The organism is Streptomyces sp. NPDC015661 (assembly GCF_043077765.1).
Classification (GTDB): Bacteria; Actinomycetota; Actinomycetes; order Streptomycetales; family Streptomycetaceae; genus Streptomyces.
Window position 1 is genome coordinate 495,208 of sequence record NZ_JBIBST010000004.1, and the last position, 16,980, is coordinate 512,187.

The 16,980-nt window shown below is 73.2% G+C and carries 16 protein-coding genes and 2 pseudogenes; 14 read left to right on the top strand and 4 right to left on the bottom strand.

Annotated elements, in window-relative coordinates:
- Positions 1-46: 46 nt before the first annotated feature.
- Together ACF07V_RS14075 and ACF07V_RS14080 are read left to right on the top strand one after the other, a co-directional pair.
- Positions 47-1,138: a nitronate monooxygenase gene (locus tag ACF07V_RS14075; RefSeq protein ID WP_392154030.1), complete on the top strand. Its 1,092-nt coding sequence runs from the start codon at positions 47-49 to the stop codon at positions 1,136-1,138.
- A complete protein-coding gene (locus tag ACF07V_RS14080; protein ID WP_369144187.1) occupies positions 1,135-1,878 on the top strand; it encodes a 16S rRNA (uracil(1498)-N(3))-methyltransferase in 744 nt (247 codons plus the stop codon). Before ACF07V_RS14075 ends, ACF07V_RS14080 begins: the two co-directional genes overlap by 4 nt.
- On the opposite strand, the gene ACF07V_RS14085 is transcribed toward ACF07V_RS14080, so the two are convergent.
- Complete coding sequence (locus tag ACF07V_RS14085; RefSeq protein ID WP_392154032.1) at positions 1,875-2,234, bottom strand: hypothetical protein; 360 nt, start codon at positions 2,232-2,234, stop codon at positions 1,875-1,877. The genes ACF07V_RS14080 and ACF07V_RS14085 overlap by 4 nt on opposite strands.
- 75 nt (positions 2,235-2,309) lie before the next feature.
- Between ACF07V_RS14085 and ACF07V_RS14090 the strand changes: the two genes are divergently transcribed.
- The 6 genes from ACF07V_RS14090 (at position 2,310) to ACF07V_RS14115 (ending at position 8,234) form a co-directional block, all read left to right on the top strand.
- Positions 2,310-3,671, top strand: a complete 1,362-nt coding sequence (locus ACF07V_RS14090) for an ATP-binding protein (protein WP_392154033.1) — start codon at positions 2,310-2,312, stop codon at positions 3,669-3,671.
- A complete protein-coding gene (locus ACF07V_RS14095; protein ID WP_392154035.1) occupies positions 3,668-4,762 on the top strand; it encodes a tetratricopeptide repeat protein in 1,095 nt (364 codons plus the stop codon). The genes ACF07V_RS14090 and ACF07V_RS14095 overlap by 4 nt, the downstream gene beginning before the upstream one ends.
- Positions 4,763-4,860: 98 nt before the next feature.
- Positions 4,861-5,220, top strand: coding sequence for a histidine triad nucleotide-binding protein (locus tag ACF07V_RS14100; protein ID WP_392154037.1), 360 nt, complete (start codon positions 4,861-4,863; stop codon positions 5,218-5,220).
- A 3-nt stretch (positions 5,221-5,223) separates the two neighbouring features.
- Positions 5,224-6,129: a ribonuclease Z gene (locus ACF07V_RS14105; RefSeq protein ID WP_392154038.1), complete on the top strand. Its 906-nt coding sequence runs from the start codon at positions 5,224-5,226 to the stop codon at positions 6,127-6,129.
- 2 nt (positions 6,130-6,131) lie between these two features.
- The gene (locus ACF07V_RS14110) at positions 6,132-7,130 is read left to right on the top strand and encodes an adenosine deaminase (protein WP_392154039.1); all 999 of its coding nucleotides are present in this window, start codon (positions 6,132-6,134) and stop codon (positions 7,128-7,130) included.
- A 168-nt stretch (positions 7,131-7,298) separates the two neighbouring features.
- Positions 7,299-8,234 carry an RICIN domain-containing protein gene (locus ACF07V_RS14115; RefSeq protein WP_392154040.1) on the top strand — a complete coding sequence of 312 codons (936 nt, stop codon included), beginning with the start codon at positions 7,299-7,301 and terminating at the stop codon, positions 8,232-8,234.
- 52 nt (positions 8,235-8,286) lie between these two features.
- Here the strand turns inward: ACF07V_RS14115 and ACF07V_RS14120 are convergent, their stop codons facing one another.
- On the bottom strand, positions 8,287-9,642 hold the full coding sequence (locus ACF07V_RS14120; protein WP_392154042.1) for an MFS transporter: 1,356 nt from the start codon (positions 9,640-9,642) through the stop codon (positions 8,287-8,289).
- Positions 9,643-9,897: 255 nt separating this feature from the next.
- On the opposite strand from ACF07V_RS14120, the gene ACF07V_RS14125 reads away from it, so the two are divergent.
- Positions 9,898-11,016, top strand: coding sequence for a carbohydrate kinase family protein (locus ACF07V_RS14125; protein WP_369144179.1), 1,119 nt, complete (start codon positions 9,898-9,900; stop codon positions 11,014-11,016).
- 396 nt (positions 11,017-11,412) lie between these two features.
- A pseudogene (locus ACF07V_RS14130) lies at positions 11,413-11,835 on the top strand (PhoH family protein); the annotation flags it as partial.
- Here the strand turns inward: ACF07V_RS14130 and ACF07V_RS14135 are convergent.
- Positions 11,829-11,924 (bottom strand): annotated as a pseudogene (locus ACF07V_RS14135) (hypothetical protein); the annotation flags it as partial. The pseudogenes ACF07V_RS14130 and ACF07V_RS14135 sit on opposite strands and share 7 nt — an antisense overlap.
- A 484-nt stretch (positions 11,925-12,408) precedes the next feature.
- Here ACF07V_RS14135 and ACF07V_RS14140 point away from each other — a divergent pair.
- Genes ACF07V_RS14140 through ACF07V_RS14155 form a run of 4 tightly spaced genes read left to right on the top strand, consistent with a single transcriptional unit; the run spans position 12,409 to position 15,370 of the window.
- Positions 12,409-13,209 (top strand): PhoH family protein, encoded by an 801-nt coding sequence (locus ACF07V_RS14140; RefSeq protein WP_392154204.1) that lies wholly within the window; start codon positions 12,409-12,411, stop codon positions 13,207-13,209.
- Positions 13,210-13,221: 12 nt separating this feature from the next.
- The gene (gene ybeY / locus ACF07V_RS14145; protein ID WP_389206018.1) at positions 13,222-13,719 is read left to right on the top strand and encodes an rRNA maturation RNase YbeY; all 498 of its coding nucleotides are present in this window, start codon (positions 13,222-13,224) and stop codon (positions 13,717-13,719) included.
- Positions 13,720-13,724: 5 nt separating this feature from the next.
- Positions 13,725-15,020 carry a hemolysin family protein gene (locus ACF07V_RS14150; RefSeq protein ID WP_392154045.1) on the top strand — a complete coding sequence of 432 codons (1,296 nt, stop codon included), beginning with the start codon at positions 13,725-13,727 and terminating at the stop codon, positions 15,018-15,020.
- Positions 15,017-15,370, top strand: coding sequence for an MmcQ/YjbR family DNA-binding protein (locus tag ACF07V_RS14155; RefSeq protein WP_392154046.1), 354 nt, complete (start codon positions 15,017-15,019; stop codon positions 15,368-15,370). Before ACF07V_RS14150 ends, ACF07V_RS14155 begins: the two co-directional genes overlap by 4 nt.
- Positions 15,371-15,407: 37 nt before the next feature.
- Here the strand turns inward: ACF07V_RS14155 and ACF07V_RS14160 are convergent, their stop codons facing one another.
- On the bottom strand, positions 15,408-16,829 hold the full coding sequence (locus tag ACF07V_RS14160; protein ID WP_392154048.1) for an MFS transporter: 1,422 nt from the start codon (positions 16,827-16,829) through the stop codon (positions 15,408-15,410).
- Between the last annotated feature and the right edge of the window lie 151 nt (positions 16,830-16,980).

Below are 16,980 nucleotides of genomic sequence, written 5' to 3' on the forward strand. Positions count from 1 at the left end.
CGCCCCCTTTTTCCGCGCCTCGCCCCGCGCATGACACGATGCCCATATGTCCACCACCGCACTGAACGATCTCTCTCGGTTTCCGATCGTGCAGGCCCCCATGGCGGGTGGCGCCTCCTGTCCCGAGCTCGTCGGAGCCGTCTGCGAGGCCGGGGCGCTCGGCTTCCTCGCCGCCGGGTACAAGACGGCCGGAGGCCTGTACCAGGAGATCAAGCAGGTCCGCGGGCTCACCTCCCGCCCCTTCGGCGTCAACCTCTTCATGCCGCAGGACGGGCGGCCCGCCGACCCCGCCGCCGTCGAGGTCTACCGCCACCAGCTCGCCGGCGAGGCCACCTGGTACGACACCCCGCTCGGCGAGACCGACGACTCCCGCGACGACGCGTACGACGCCAAACTGGCCATCCTCCTGGAGGACCCGGTCCCCGTCGTCTCCTTCACCTTCGGCTGCCCCGCCCGCGAGACGTTCCACGCCTTCGACCGCGTCGGTACGTACACGATCGTCACCGTCACCTCCGCCGACGAGGCCCTCGCCGCGCAGCGCGCCGGCGCCGACGCCGTCTGCGTCCAGGGCGTCGAGGCCGGCGGCCACCAGGGCACGTACCGCGACGACCCGGCCGACGAGGGAGCCCCCGGCACCGGGCTCCTCACCCTCGTCACCCAGGTCCGCGAGGCCGTCGCGCTGCCGATCGTCGCCGCCGGAGGGATCATGCGCGGCGCGCAGATCGCCGCCGCCCTCGCCGCCGGCGCCGACGCCGCCCAGCTCGGCACCGCCTTCCTCCGCTGCCCCGAGTCGGGCGCCCACCCCCTGCACAAGCAGGCCCTGACGGACCCGCTGTTCACCCGGACCGCCCTCACGAGGGCCTTCTCCGGGCGTCCGGCGCGCGGCCTCGTCAACCGCTTCATGCGCGAGCACGGGCCGTACGCCCCCGCCGCCTACCCCGAGATCCACCACCTCACCGCCCCGCTCCGCAAGGCCGCCGCCACCGCCGGCGACGCCCAGGGCATGGCCCTGTGGGCCGGCCAGGGCCACCGCCTCGCCCGCGAACTCCCCGCCGGGCAGCTGGTCGAGGTGCTGGCCGCCGAACTCGACACCGCCCTCACCGACCTTTCCGGGCTCGCCCCCAGGAGCGCCTCATGACCGCACCCGTCTTCGTCGTCGACACCGTCCCCGGTGCCGGGAGTTTCCTCCTGGACGGGCCCGAGGGGCGGCACGCCGTCTCCGTGAAGCGGCTGCGGGCCGGGGAGGAGCTCGTGCTCGCCGACGGGCGGGGCCGCTGGGCCGCGTGCGTGGTGGTCTCCGCCGAGGGCAGGGACGAGCTGACCGTGCGGGTCGACGAGGTCCACGAGGACCCCGAGGAGGAGCCGCGCATCACGGTCGTCCAGGCCCTTCCCAAGGGCGACCGGGGCGAACTCGCCGTCGAGACCATGACGGAGACCGGCGTCGACGCGATCGTGCCCTGGGCCGCCTCCCGCTGCATCACCCAGTGGAAGGGCGACCGGGGCCTCAAGGCGCTCGCCAAGTGGCGGTCCACCGCGCGCGAGGCCGGCAAGCAGTCGCGCCGCACCCGCTTCCCCGAGGTCGCCGACCTCATGACGACCAAGCAGGCCGCCGCCCTCCTCGCGGACGCCGACTTCGCGGCCGTCCTGCACGAGGACCGCGACCACCCCAGCGGCGCCCTCGCGACCGCCGAACTCCCGGCCAAGGGCTCGATCGTGCTCGTCGTCGGCCCCGAGGGCGGGGTCTCCCCGGACGAGCTCGCCGCCTTCGAGGCCGCCGGCGCGAAGCCGTACCGCCTCGGCCGCAGCGTCCTGCGCACGTCGACGGCCGGTACGGCGGCGACCGCCCTGGTCCTGGGGCGCACCGGCCGCTGGAGCTAGGCCTCCTCGGGGGCCGTGAGCGTGTCGTAGAGCGGCCAGGCGTCCTCCTCGCGGACGCCGTGGGTGGTGGGGAGGAGGCCGCGGGCCCCGGCCTCCTCCAGGAACCGGCGTACGATCCCGGGCCTGTTCAGGTTCAGGATGTCGCCGTCGGCCGAGGCCACGTCGCCCAGGCCGAAGGGGTATCCGGCCACGATGCGGCCGGGGCCGTCCCGGAAGACGAGACGGAGCTGGGCGTGGCGGTGCTCCGCGCGGCGCAGCGAGAGCACCGTCCGGCAGTCGGGGTGTCGGTGCCGGACGTTCCACAGCCACACGGTGCCGCCCACGGTCAGCCTGCGCGGCGCGCCTTCCCGTCTCATGCCGCGCACCCTACGCCCCGCGCGCTGCCGCACCCGGTGGACATCGGCCCCCGAACGCTCCTTAGGCTGACCCGCATGGCCGACGAGTCCCCCCTCATCCGCAGTCTGCGCGCCGCCGTGGCCGCCGCCCCCGGTGACGTGCCCCTGCGCCTCCACTTCGCCGAGCTCCTCCTCGCGGAGGGGCGCGGCGACGAGGCCGTCGCGGAGGCGGCCGTCGCCCTCCAGCACGCGCCCGGTGACGCGGACGCGCGTGCGCTGATGGTGCGGGCGATGGGGATGCCCGCCCCGCCCGCGTTCGTCCGCGAAGAGCCCGTGGCGCCCGTCCGCGAAGAGCCCGCGGCGCCCGTTGCCGAGGAAGCCTCCGCGCCCGTTGCCGAAGAGCCCGTGGCGCCCGCGCCCGCACCCGCGCCCGCACCCGCGCCCGCACCCGCGCCCGCGCCCTCCTTCGACTGGGACGCCGCCGAGCAGCAGGTGCAGGACCTCGTCGGGCCCCGGTTCCTCGACGAACCGCAGGCCGAGGGCGGCGACGGGATCGCCGGCGACGCCGCCGCCTGGGACGTCGACGCCCCCGGCGCCGTACGCCTCGCCGACGTGGGCGGCATGGAGGAGGTCAAGGAGCGCCTGGAGGCCGCCTTCCTCGCGCCCATGCGCAACCCCGAACTGCGCAGGCTGTACGGCAAGTCGCTCCGTGGCGGCCTGCTCCTGTACGGCCCGCCCGGCTGCGGCAAGACCTTCATCGCGCGGGCCGTCGCGGGCGAGCTCGGCGCCAACTTCCTCACCGTCTCGCTCTCCGACGTCCTCGACATGTGGATCGGGGCCTCCGAGAAGAACATCCACGACATCTTCGAGACCGCCCGCCGCCAGGCCCCCTGCGTCGTCTTCCTCGACGAGCTGGACGCCCTCGGCGCCAAGCGCTCCCGTACGCACCACAGCGGTCTGCGCAATGTCGTCAACCAGCTCCTCACCGAGCTCGACGGCATCGCGAGCGGCGCCGGCAACGAGGGCGTCTTCGTGCTCGCCGCGACCAACGTGCCCTGGGACGTGGACATCGCGCTGCGCCGCCCCGGCCGCCTCGACCGGACCCTGCTCGTGCTGCCGCCGGACGCCGCCGCCCGCGAGGCGATCCTCCGCTACCACCTGCGGGACCGCCCCATCGAGGCCGTCGACCTCGGCAAGCTCGTCAAGGTCACCGAGGACTTCTCCGGCGCGGACCTCGCCCACGTCTGCGAGACGGCCGCCGAGGCCGCGCTCCTCGAATCGGCCCGCACCGGCTCCGTACGCCTGATCACCACCAAGGACCTGCTCGGCGCGGCCAAGCAGATCAAGCCGTCCACGGAGCCGTGGTTCGCCGCCGCACGGAACGTCGCCATGTTCGCCAACGAGGGCGGCCTGTACGACGACCTCCTCGCCCACCTCAAGCGGAAGCGCAAGCTGTGACCGCCTCCACCGCGCTCGCCCGCGCCGAGGCGCTCTACGAGACCGGGCGGTACGCGCAGGCCGGCGAGATCGTCGCCCGGCACCTGGCGACCGAACCGGAGGACGCCGAGGCGCTCGTCCTGCTCGCCCGCTGCCACCACCGGGCCGGCGAACGGGCCGCCGCCCTCACCGCCGTCGACCAGGCGCTGCGGGCCGAGCCCGAGCTGCTCGGGGGCTGGCTGATGCGCGTCCACATCCTCCTCGCCGACCGGCGCTTCCAGGAGGCCGAGGCCACAGCCCGGCACGCCGTCGAGCTCGCCCCGAACCACTGGGGCACCCACTACGCGCTCGGCACCGCCCTCGCCGAGTACGCCGAACACACGCGCACGCCCGCGCGTACCGTCGAGGCCTACGAGGCGGCGCGGACCGCCGTCGGCCTCGCCCCGGAGGAGGACGCGGCCCACTTCCTCGTCGGCCTCACCGCCCAGCGGCGCGGCGACCACGCCACCGCACAGCGCGCGTACGAGACGACCCTGCGCCTCAACCCGCAGAGCAGCGAGGCCCACAACAACCTCTCGCTGCTGCGGCTGCGCCGCCGCTGGTTCCGGCGCGGCGCCTGGACCCAGGCCGCCGAGGGCTTCGTCGCCTCCGCCGCCCTCGACCTCCAGGACCGCAAGGCCCGCTACAACCTGGAGGCCATGGCCTGGAACACCGCCGCGGGTGCCCGCTGGGTCGCCCTCGTCGGCTTCCTGGCCGCCGCCGTCGCCCTCGCCGCGATCCCCACCCCCGCGACCTGGTCCGACGCGGCCGTCCCGCTGCTGGTCGGCGGGGCCGTGATCCTGGGGGCCTGGACCGGATGGGCGGTGTGGATGGCCCGCCGGGTGCCGCCGCGGCTGCGCCGGCCGCTGCTCCTCGTGGCACGCAACTGCCGGCCCGTGCTGTTCATGGCCGGGGCCGTCGGGCTCCTCGGCCTCTACTCGCTCGCCTCGCTCGCCCTGTGGTCCTTCGACTCGGGCGTGGTGAGCGGAATCGGCACGCCCCTGTTCTGGGGCGTGATCATCACGTACTGGGTGAGCCGCTCCGCGCTCAACCGCCGTGCACCGAAGGACTGAGGGTTTTCCACAGGCTTCCAGCGGCTTCCACCGACTGCCGGAGGCGGCGGATAGCATGACCGGGTAGTGATCGTCATCCGACCTAGGAGGTCCGGGACATGGCCGGAGAGCCGCAGAGCGACTGCCTGTTCTGCAAGATCGCGGAAGGGGACGTGCCGGCGACGATCGTGCGCGAGACGGAGACCACCGTCGCCTTCCGCGACATCAACCCGCAGGCGCCCACGCACATCCTCGTGATCCCGCGCCTCCACTACCCCGACGCCGCCTCGCTGGCCGCCGCCGCGCCGACCGTCGCCGCCGACATACTGCGCGAGGCGGGCGAGATCGCCGAGCAGGAGAAGATCGACGGCAGCGGCTTCCGGATCGTGTTCAACACCGGCGCCGGCGCCGGCCAGACCGTCTTCCACGCCCACGCGCACGTCCTCGGCGGCCGCGGTCTCAACTGGCCCCCCGGATAAGCCGTGTCCGTACGCGAACTGGTCGTCCTCGGGACCGCGAGCCAGGTCCCGACCCGGCACCGCAACCACAACGGCTATGTGCTCCGCTGGGACGGAAGAGGGATCCTCTTCGACCCCGGCGAGGGCACCCAGCGGCAGATGCTGCGGGCCGGGGTCGCCGCGCACGACCTCGACCGGATCTGCGTCACGCACTTCCACGGCGACCACTCGCTCGGCCTGGCCGGGGTGATCCAGCGGATCAACCTCGACCAGGTCCCGCACCCGGTCACCTGCCACTACCCGGAGAGCGGGCAGCGCTTCTTCGAGCGGCTGCGGTACGCGACGGCCTACCGCGAGACGGTGACGCTGACGGAGGCCCCGGTGGCCGCCGACGGGCCGCTCGCCGTCACCGAGGAGTTCACCCTCGACGCCCGCCGGCTCTCCCACCCCGTCGAGTCCTACGGCTACCGGATCACCGAGCCCGACGGGCGCCGCATCCTGCCCGGGAAGCTCGCCGCGCTCGGCATCAAGGGCCCCGACGTGGGCCGGATCCAGCGCGACGGCAGTCTGAACGGCGTCACCCTCGACGACGTCAGCGAGGTCCGGCGCGGACAGCGTTTCGCCTTCGTCATGGACACCCGGCTCTGCGACGGGGTGCACGCCCTCGCCGAAGGCGCCGACATGCTCGTCATCGAGTCGACCTTCCTCGACGAGGACGTCCGGCTCGCCACCGACCACGGCCATCTGACGGCCGGACAGGCCGCCGCCGTCGCACGGGACGCGGGCGTACGCCACCTCGTCCTGACCCACTTCTCGCAGCGCTACTCCGACCCCGCCGCCTTCGAACGGCAGGCGCGGGCGGCCGGGTTCGACGGCGAGCTCAGCATCGCCCAGGACCTCATGAGGGTCCCCCTACCGAAACGAACGTGACCATGCCTGTACCCAAGGCCGAACTGCACCTCCACATCGAAGGCACCCTCGAACCCGAGCTGGCCTTCGCGCTCGCCGCGCGCAACGGCGTCACCCTGCCGTACGCCGACACCGCCGCCCTCCGCGAGGCGTACCGCTTCAGCGACCTCCAGTCCTTCCTGGACCTCTACTACCGCCTGATGGCGGTCCTGCGCACCGCCGAGGACTTCACCGAGCTCGCCGACGCCTACCTGGAGCGTGCCGCCGCCCAGGGCGTCCGGCACGCCGAGATCTTCTTCGACCCGCAGGCGCACACCGCCCGCGGCATCCCGATCGGCACCGTGATCGAGGGCCTCGGCGCCTCCCTCGACCGCGCCGAGGAGCGGTACGGGATCTCCACCCGGCTCATCCTGTGCTTCCTGCGCGACGAGTCGGCCGAGTCGGCGCTGGCGACCCTGGAGGCCGCGAAGCCGTACCTCCACCGGATCACCGGGGTCGGCCTCGACTCGGCGGAGGTCGGCCACCCGCCGGCCAAGTTCCGCGAGGTGTACGAGGAGGCCGCCCGGCTCGGCCTGCGGCGCGTCGCCCACGCGGGCGAGGAGGGCCCCGCCGCCTATGTCCGCGAGGCCCTGGACGTCCTCGGCGTGGAGCGGATCGACCACGGCCTGCGCTGCATGGAGGACCCGGAGCTCGTCGACCGGCTGGCCCGCGAGCGGGTGCCGCTCACGCTCTGCCCCCTGTCGAACGTCCGGCTCCGCGTCATCGACACCCTCGCCGACCATCCGCTCCGCACGATGATGACGGCGGGTCTCCTGGTGACCGTGAACTCCGACGACCCCGCGTACTTCGGGGGCTACGTCGGGGACAACTTCGACGGCGTGCGGCAGGCGCTGGACCTCACGGACGACCAGCTCCGCGAGCTGGCGCGGAACTCCTTCGAGGCGTCCTTCCTGGAGGACGACGAGGAACGGCGGGCGCGCTACCTGGCCGAGGTGGAGGCGTACGAGTTCGGGGGCCGGTGAACGGGGGAATCCGGGGCCGGTGAGCGGGGAATCCGGGGCCGGTGACGGGAGGAACCGGGGCCCGGTGATCCGGAGGCACCGGGCGTACGTGTTTTCGGATTGCGGGTTTCCGGGTCCGGCCGTGGGGTGATACTCGGGCGACGACAGTTGTTTCGGGGGGAGCAGCACGTGTCAGACACGCCCGATCCCGCAGGGGACACCACGGCCACGCCGCCCCGGGATCCCGCAGGGGGCACCACGGCCACGTCGCCGCGTCCCGGAGCCGCGGGAGCAGCCCCGGCCGACCGGGCGGCCCCGCATCCGCCCCGGTGGGCCTGGTGGGTGGCCGGGGTGGTGGTGCCCCTGGTCGGCGCTCTGGCGACGGTCCTGACCCAGACGCAGCGCACGGGCAACGCGTCGGCGCCGCCGCCCGCGCAGGTCGCGCCCTCGGCGGTCTCGTCCACCGCGGGCCGGCCTCCGGGCACCGGGCCGACATCCGCGACACCGTCCCCGACGGCGACGGGAACGACCGCGCCGGGGACGGCCGCGCCCAGCTCCGCGCCGGAACCGAGCGGCGCCCCCACCCGGGCACCGGAGACGACGCCGCCCGCCCGGCCGTCCCCGACGCGGGTGCCGCCCGCGCCGCGCGACGGCGGCGCCATGACACCCCCGGTCGGTCCGGCGGTACGGATCGTGAACGGCAACAGCGGCCTGTGTCTCGCGGTGCCCGGCGCCTCGACCGCGGTCGTCGACCTGAACCAGTTCGCCTGCGGCCCGTACGCCGACCACTTCTGGCACCTGCGGCCCGCCGGTGCGGACGGCGCCGGACGGGACCGCTACCGGATCGTGAACGACAACAGCGGGTACTGCGCGGCCGTTCCGGGGGCCAGCAGAGCCACAGCGGTGAACGTCAACCAGTACCCCTGCGGCGACTACCCGGACCACCTCTGGCGGGTCGAGTACCAGAAGCGGGACACGGCCGGACGCCCGCTCTACCGGATCGTGAACGCCAACAGCGGGCTCTGCCTCGCCGTCCCGGGGGCGAGCACCCAGCAGACGGCGCCGGTCAACCAGTACCCCTGCGGCCCGTACGCCGACCACTTCTGGCGGTTCGGCCAGGGGTGACCCCTCAGCCCCCATCCGAAGCAGCCCGGGTCCGCCTCAACCCCGGTCCGCCTCAGCCCCGGTCCGAAGGGCGGGCCAGCCGGAACGCCGACTTCGCCGCCCGGAGGCGGCCCGTGCCGACCGGGATCGGGGTGACCTCCTGCTCGGGGGCTCCCATCTGGGGGACCAGCGCCGTGCCCGAACCCCGGCCCGCGAGGACCGCAGCGGGGGCCCCGCCGCGGCGGCGGATCGAGCCCGGGACCAGGGGGCGGCCGGAGGCGTGGCGGGCGACGGCCGTCATCGGCGCGGCGACGAGCAGGAGCAGGGCGCAGAGGGCCAGGCCCATGCCCGGGTAGCCGGCGCGGTCGGAGAGCAGGGAGCCGGCGACCGGGCCGCAGGCCACGCCGAGGGACGAGGCCGAGCCGACCATGACGGCCCAGCGGCCGCGCGGGTCGAGGGAGGCCGCCAGGCCGAGCAGGTAGGACAGGACGACCGGGTAGACGGCGTTCCAGAGGATCTCGCCGGTCGCGAAGCCCGCGAGGCTCTCGGCGGTCGAGCTCAGCAGGACGCAGCCCGCGATCGCGACCGTGCCGGCGCCGATCGGGACCGCCCGGCCCAGGCGGGAGCCGAGCGCGCCGGCCGCCGTGACGCCGGCGAGGCCGGCGCCGAGTGCCGCCGCGAAGACCGCGCCGACGGTGACCTCGGAGAGGCCGGCCTGGGTGAGCCCGATGCGGCCGCTCACGCCCCAGAGGGCGTTCTGCGCGAGGGACCAGCAGAGGATGCCCCCGGCGAGCACCGCACCCGCCCGCCGGTGGGGGAGGGGGCCGGAGACGCCCGCGGTCTCGCGGACGCCGGAGCCGCCCGTCGTCTCGCGGACCGTGTGCGGGGTGGCCGGCAGGCCGCGCGTGAAGGGCCACACCAGTGCCGCCCCGCAGGCGATCGCGAGGAGCGGGGCGGCGTGGCCGCCGCCCAGGTGCGGAAGGGTCAGGTAGAGGGCGCCGGCCGTCGCCGAGACGGAGAGCAGGCCGAGGGTGGAGGCCCGGTGCGGGTCGCGCCGCCCGGCGATCCCGGCCACGGCCACCGCCGTCGCCGTGCCCGAGCCGAGGCCGCCGAGGACGGCGCCCGCGACGACCAGCGGCACGAGGCCGGTCGCGGCGGCGGAGCCGTATCCGACGGTCATCGCGAGCAGGCCCGCGCGGGCGGCCCGGCGCGGCCCGATCCGCTCCCCGCGCGCGGCGAGCGTGAAGCCGGCCGTGGAGGAGCCGAGGAGCAGCACGGAGCCGATCAGGCCCGCCTGCGACGGGGTGAGGCCGAGACCGGCCGAGAGGCGGCCGACGACGGTCGGCAGGAGGTACGGGGCGAGGTAGCCGGCCGTGAAGAGGGCGACGAGGGCGACGAGGGCCCCCGCGCCGCGAGTCCGCGAGGACATGGGCGTTCCCGGGAACGGAAGGGGAGGGGTGGAGCGCCCGGTGGTGTGCGTGGGGCACGGGGTCGCGGACCATGTGTATCAAGCAGGTGAGTGGCGGGAGAAGGTGGTTTCCGCCCGTTCGGGGTGTGATCCGAGTCACTATTTGTTTCGTGGATGAGTTCGTGGGTAACCAGGCGCCTTCTTGTGCGTCCCACCCGTCACCCCACCCCCATCGGGCACACTGATCTGATCCGCACCACGACCGGGGAGCCTGCCGTGACCACAGCAAGGGGAGAGCAGCCGCAACACGACGCCGGGGTCGACCCGTTGGTGTGCCTGCGCGAGCCCACGGACCCCGCCTGCGACGTCTTCCTCACGGGCACCGTCTTCCTCGACATCATCTTCACCGGCCTGGACAGCGCCCCCGTCCGCGGCACCGAGTCCTGGGCCCGCGGCATGGGGTCGAGCCCGGGCGGCGTCGCCAACATGGCCACCGCCCTCGCCCGCCTCGGCCTGCGGACCTCGCTCGCCGCCGCCTTCGGCGACGACCACTACGGCGAGTACTGCTGGGACGCCCTGGAGCAGGGCGAGGGCATCGACCTCTCGCTCTCCCGGACCGTCCCCGGCTGGCACTCCCCGGTCACGGTCTCCATGGCCTACGAGGGCGAGCGCACGATGGTCTCCCACGGGCACGAGGCCCCGCCGCTCGACGGCGCCCTGCCCGCCTACCCGCCGCACGCGCGCGCGGCCGTCGCCTCCCTCGTGCCCGGCCGCTCCGAGGACTGGGTGGCCCAGGCCGCCCGCGGCGGCGCCAAGGTCTTCGCCGACGTCGGCTGGGACGACACCGGCCGCTGGGACCTGGCCGGCCTCACCGACCTCCAGCACTGCGAGGCCTTCCTGCCGAACGCCGCCGAGGCGATGCGCTACACCCGCACCGACTGCCCCCGGGCCGCCGCCCGCGCCCTCGCCGACAAGGTCCGCTACGCCGTGGTCACGCTCGGTTCCGAGGGCGCCTACGCCGTCGACGGTGCCACCGGCGAGACCGCCGAGGTCCCCGCGATCCAGGTCTCCGCCCTCGACCCGACCGGCGCCGGGGACGTCTTCGTCGCCGGTTTCGTCACCGGCACCCTCGCCGACTGGCCGCTCGCCGACCGGCTCGCCTTCGCCGGCCTGACCGCCGCCCTCTCCGTGCAGGAGTTCGGCGGCTCGCTGTCCGCCCCGACCTGGGGAGAGATCGCCGCCTGGTGGCAGCACGTCCAGGGCCATGCCCGCCAGGACCCCGAGGCGCTGCGCGGCCGCTACGCCTTCCTGGAGCGGCTCCTGCCCGCCCCGGCCCGCCCGTGGCCGCTGCGCAGGGCGGTGCCGACGATCGGGTTCAGGGCCGCCCACTCGTAAACCGCTACGGGCTTGTCGGACCCGAGTCGTAGGCTTGGAGCCCAGAGGCCGTCGAGCGGCGACAGCCCTGCAACGGGAGGTGTGTGCAGGCCACAGTGCCGGCCCATGACTCAGCAGACGCCCACATCCCACAACGGCGCGCCCGGCGAGGTACGAGCCCACTTCACCGTCCCCGCCAAGCACCCGATGGTGACCGTCCTCGGATCCGGTGATTCGCTGCTCCGCGTCATCGAGCGGTCGTTCCCCCAGGCCGACATCCACGTCCGGGGCAACCAGGTCAGCGCTGTCGGCGACCCGGTGGAAGTCGCTCTGATCCAGCGCCTGTTCGACGAGATGATGCTGGTGCTCCGCACCGGTCAGCCGATGACGGAGGACGCAGTGGAACGCTCGATCGCCATGCTGCGGGAGGAGACCGGGGAGGCTGCGGTCGAGACGCCCTCCGAGGTGCTCACGCAGAACATCCTCTCCAGCCGGGGACGCACGATCCGTCCCAAGACGCTCAACCAGAAGCGGTACGTCGACGCGATCGACAAGCACACGATCGTCTTCGGCATCGGCCCCGCCGGCACCGGCAAGACCTATCTCGCCATGGCGAAGGCGGTCCAGGCCCTGCAGTCCAAGCAGGTCAACCGGATCATCCTGACCCGCCCCGCCGTCGAGGCGGGCGAGCGGCTCGGCTTCCTGCCGGGCACGCTCTACGAGAAGATCGACCCGTACCTGCGGCCGCTGTACGACGCCCTGCACGACATGCTGGACCCCGACTCGATCCCCAAGCTCATGGCCAGCGGCACGATCGAGGTCGCGCCCCTCGCATACATGAGGGGCCGTTCACAGCCGGTCTTTACCAACGTTCTGACGCCGGACGGCTGGCGTCCCATCGGCGACCTGGAGGTCGGTGACCTCGTCATCGGCTCGAACGGCGAGCCGACCCCTGTCCTCGGCGTCTACCCGCAGGGCGAGCGGGACATCTACCGGGTCTCCGCCCAGGACGGCTCCTGGACCCTCTGCTGCGGCGAGCACCTGTGGACCGTCCGTACGGCCTCTGACAAGCGTCGTGACAAGCCGTGGCGGGTCCTGGAGACCCAGGAGATGATCGGCAACCTCCGTGCCGCGCACGCCCGCCGGTACGAGCTGCCGCTGCTCACCGCGCCGGTGGCGATGCCCGAGCGCGAGGTCCCGATGGACCCGTACGCGGTGGGCCTGCTGCTCGGGGACGGTTGCCTGACCGGCTCCACCACCCCGTCGTTCTCCAGCGAGGACCACGAACTCGCTGAGGCGCTGGAAGCGGCGCTGCCCGGGGTCACCGTACGGGCGAAGGGCGGTCCGGATTACGTCCTGAACCGTGCCAAGGCCCCCGGGGACGTCGTCACTCTGGAGAACCCCGTCACGGGCATGCTCGGGCAGCTCGACCTCGTCGGCACCCGGTCCCACTCCAAGTTCGTCCCGGACGACTACCTGTACAACTCCGCCGAGGTCCGGCTCGCGGTCCTTCAGGGGCTGCTGGACTCCGACGGCGGCCCGGTCACTCAGGCCGACCGCACCTGCCGGATCCAGTACACGACGACGTCGATCGTGCTCCGCGACGACGTGATCGCGCTGGTCCAGTCGCTGGGCGGGGTCGCGTACACCCGGCGGCGCGAAGCCGAGGGACGTCCCCAGGGGAGCGCCCTGGGCAAGCACCGCCACGACTCCCACATCGTCGACATCCGCCTCCCCGAGGGCATCGAGCCCTTCCGGCTCGCCCGCAAGCGGGACACGTACCACGCGGCCGGAGGCGGCGGACGGCCGATGCGGTTCATCGACTCCATCGAGCCCGCCGGGCGCGAGGAGACGGTCTGCATCCAGGTGGCGGCGGAGGACTCGCTGTACGTCACGCAGGACTACCTGCTGACGCACAACACCCTCAACGACGCGTTCATCATCCTCGACGAGGCGCAGAACACGAACCCCGAGCAGATGAAGATGTTCCTCACCCGCCTCGGCTTCGACTCGAAGATCGTCATCACCGGTGACGTCACCCAGGTCGACCTGCCGAACGGGACGAAGAGCGGTCTGCGGCAGGTCCGCGACATCCTCGACGGTGTCCCGGACGTGCACTTCTCGATGCTCACGTCGCAGGATGTCGTCCGGCACAAGCTCGTCGGCCGTATCGTCGACGCGTACGAGCAGTACGACAGCCGCAACGGGAAGTAGTAACTGAGCACCATGTCGATCGACGTCAACAACGAGTCCGGTACCGAGGTCGACGAGCAGGCGATCCTCGACATCGCCCGCTACGCGCTCGGACGCATGCGCATCCACCCGCTCTCCGAGCTCTCGGTGATCGTCGTGGACGCGGAGGCGATGGAGCAGCTCCACATCCAGTGGATGGACCTGCCCGGGCCGACGGACGTCATGTCCTTCCCGATGGACGAGCTGCGCCCGCCGTCGAAGGACGACGAGGAGCCCCCGCAGGGCCTCCTCGGCGACATCGTGCTCTGCCCCGAGGTCGCCACCCAGCAGGGCAAGGACGCGCCGACGCAGCACTCCATGGACGAGGAGCTCCAGCTCCTCACCGTCCACGGGGTGCTGCACCTGCTCGGGTACGACCACGAGGAGCCGGACGAGAAGGCCGAGATGTTCGGCCTCCAGGCGGCGATCGTCGACGGCTGGCGCGCGGAGAAGGGCCTCACCGGCCCGTCCCCGGCTCCGACCGTGTCCTGACCCCGATGGACGTTTCGCTGATCCTCGGCGCCGTCGCGCTGGTCATCGTGGCCTGGCTCGCCGCCTGCGCCGAGGCCGGTCTCGCCCGCGTCTCCAGCTTCCGCGCCGCCGAGGCCGTACGGTCCGGGCGGCGCGGTGCGGAGAAGCTGGCCCAGGTCGCCTCCGACCCGACCCGCTATCTCAACGTCGCGCTGCTCGTCCGCGTCGCCTGCGAGATGGCGGCCGGCGTCCTCGTCACCTACGCCTGCCTGGAAGCCTTCCCGGAGACCTGGGAGGCCCTGCTCGTCGCGATCGCCGTCATGGTCCTCGTCTCGTACGTGGCCGTCGGCGTCTCGCCGCGCACCATCGGCCGCCAGCACCCGCTGAACACCGCGACGGCCGCCGCGTACGTGCTGCTGCCGCTGGCCCGGATCATGGGCCCGATCCCGCAGCTGCTCATCCTCATCGGCAACGCGCTGACCCCGGGCAAGGGCTTCCGCAAGGGCCCCTTCGCCTCCGAGGCCGAACTGCGGGCCATGGTCGACCTCGCCGAGCAGGAGTCGCTCATCGAGGACGAGGAGCGCCGCATGGTGCACTCCGTCTTCGAGCTGGGCGACACCCTGGTCCGCGAGGTGATGGTGCCCCGCACCGACCTGATCTGCATCGAGCGGTACAAGACGATCCGTCAGGCCCTCACCCTCGCGCTGCGCTCCGGGTTCTCCCGGATCCCGGTCACCGGGGAGAACGAGGACGACATCGTCGGCATCGTCTATCTGAAGGACCTGGTCCGCAGGACCCACATCAACCGGGACTCCGAGGCCGACCTGGTGTCCACCGCGATGCGGCCCGCCGCCTTCGTGCCCGACACCAAGAACGCCGGTGACCTGCTGCGCGAGATGCAGCAGGAGCGCAACCACGTCGCCGTCGTCATCGACGAGTACGGCGGCACGGCCGGCATCGTCACCATCGAGGACATCCTGGAGGAGATCGTCGGCGAGATCACCGACGAGTACGACCGGGAGCTGCCGCCCGTCGAGGAGCTCGGCGACGACCGCTACCGGGTCACCGCCCGCCTCGACATCGGCGACCTCGGCGAGCTGTACGGCTTCGGCCCCGACGAGTACGACGACGAGGACGTGGAGACCGTCGGCGGGCTGCTCGCCAAGGCGCTCGGCCGCGTCCCGATCTCCGGGGCCAAGGCGGTCGTGGAGCTGCCGGACGGCCGCTCGCTGCGGCTGACGGCCGAGGCCCCCGCCGGCCGCCGGAACAAGATCGTCACCGTGCTCGTGGAACCGCTGGAACCGGAGGAGAAGCCGGAATGACCCCGAACGAGCTGCGCGCCTTCTGCCTGGACTTCAACGACGCCTCGGAGGAGTTCCCGTTCAGCCCGGACGTCTCCGTCTTCAAGGTCGCCGGGAAGATGTTCGCGCTCTCGTGGCTCGACGCCGAGCCGCTGCGGGTCAATCTCAAGTGCGACCCGGACGAGGCGGTACGGCTCCGCGAGGAGCACCCCGCGATCGCCCCCGGGTACCACATGAACAAGCGGCACTGGAACACCGTGACCGTCGGAGAGCTCCCGGACCGGATGGTCCGGGAGCTCGTCGAGGACTCGTACGACCTGGTGGTCGCGGGTCTGCCGAAGGCCGTACGGCTCCGCCTCGACAGGCCGTAGTCGAGGCCGTTCGGATCCGGCCCCGACAGGCGGTGGTTCAGGACCGGCGCCGCAGGCCGAGGGCGACCAGGACCGCCGCGCCGACCACGATCGCCGCGTCGAGGGCGATGACCGTGCGCACCCCGGCGAACAGGTCGGAGCCGGTCGTGGCGAGCACGCCAAGCAGCGGGATGCCGACGGTCAGACCGACCTGCTGGGTGGTGGTGACCAGACCGGTCGCGAGCCCCTGCTCCTCGTCGCGGACGCCGGAGGTGACGGTCACGCCGTACGAGATGATCGCGCCGAGGTGCAGCATCGACGCCAGGGAGACGGCCACGGTCGCCAGGACCGCGCCGGACTCCCGGCCGATGCCGAGCAGCCCGGCGGTGAGCAGGCCCTGGCCGAGCAGCGAGACCACCAGGGTGCGGTGGGCGCCGAACCGGCCGATCACCTTCGGGGTCACCATGCCGGCGAGCACCGAGAACGCGCCCTGGACGCCGAAGACGATGCCGGACGCGAAGGCCGAGAGGCCGAGGGTCTGCTGCAGGTACAGGGTCAGGGCGAAGACGATCGTCGACATCATCGAGAAGGTGACCAGACCGCCCAGGTTGCCGAAGGCGACGGTACGGCGGCGCAGCACCGGCAGCGAGACCAGCGGGGCCGGGTGCCGGGACTCGATCACGCCGAAGGCCACGAGCAGCAGCACGCCCAGGGCGAGGGTGACGGGGACGTCCACGCCGCCGAAGCCGCGCTCGGCCGCCGTCGTCAGGGCGTAGATCAGGGAGAGCAGACCGCCGGTGACGGTCAGCGCGCCGGGCACGTCGAGGCGGGGCCGCTCGGGGGTGCGGGACTCGGGCAGCAGGCCCGGGGCGAGCGGCAGCACGATCAGGGTGAAGACGGCGAGCAGACCCATGGTGGAGCGCCAGCCGAGGGTGTCGGTCATGACGCCGCCGAGCACCATGCCGATGGTGAAGCCGAGGGACATCAGGGTGCCGGAGATGCCGAGCGCCCTCGCCCGCAGCGGGCCCTCGGGGAAGACGGTGGTGAGCAGCGCCATGCCGGTCGGCACGATCGCCGCCGCGCCGAGGCCCTGGAGGGCGCGGCCGGCGAGGAAGGAGCCGGGGCTCCAGGCGAGGGTGGCGAGCAGGGAGGCCGCGCCGAAGAGCACGAGACCGGAGAGGAAGAGCTTCTTGCGGCCGAAGAGGTCGCCGATCCGGCCGAAGAGGAGCAGGAAGCCGCCGGAGGGCAGGGCGAAGGCGGTGACCGCCCACTGGAGCCCGGACGGGTCGAAGCGGAGGTCGGCGCCGAGGACGGGCAGCGCGACGTTCAGGACGGAGAAGTCGAGCGCCACCATGAACTGGGCGGCGCACAGGACGAAGAGGACGAGCCGGTCGCGGTGGGTGAGGGCCGGGGGAGCGGCAGGGGTGGTGGGGGCGGTGGAGGCGGTGGGGGACTCGGGCGGGGAGGTCGTCGTTGCCATGACCCCACCTTCGGCGCACGGGAACAACGCTGGGGAGCGGGAACTTATCCTGTTGGTCGCACCACCAGGCATCCAGGGGGAGGAAGCACACGTGGCCACCGCTCTCGAGAGCACCAGCGCGAAGCAGCACCGACTCGCCGAACTGCGCGAG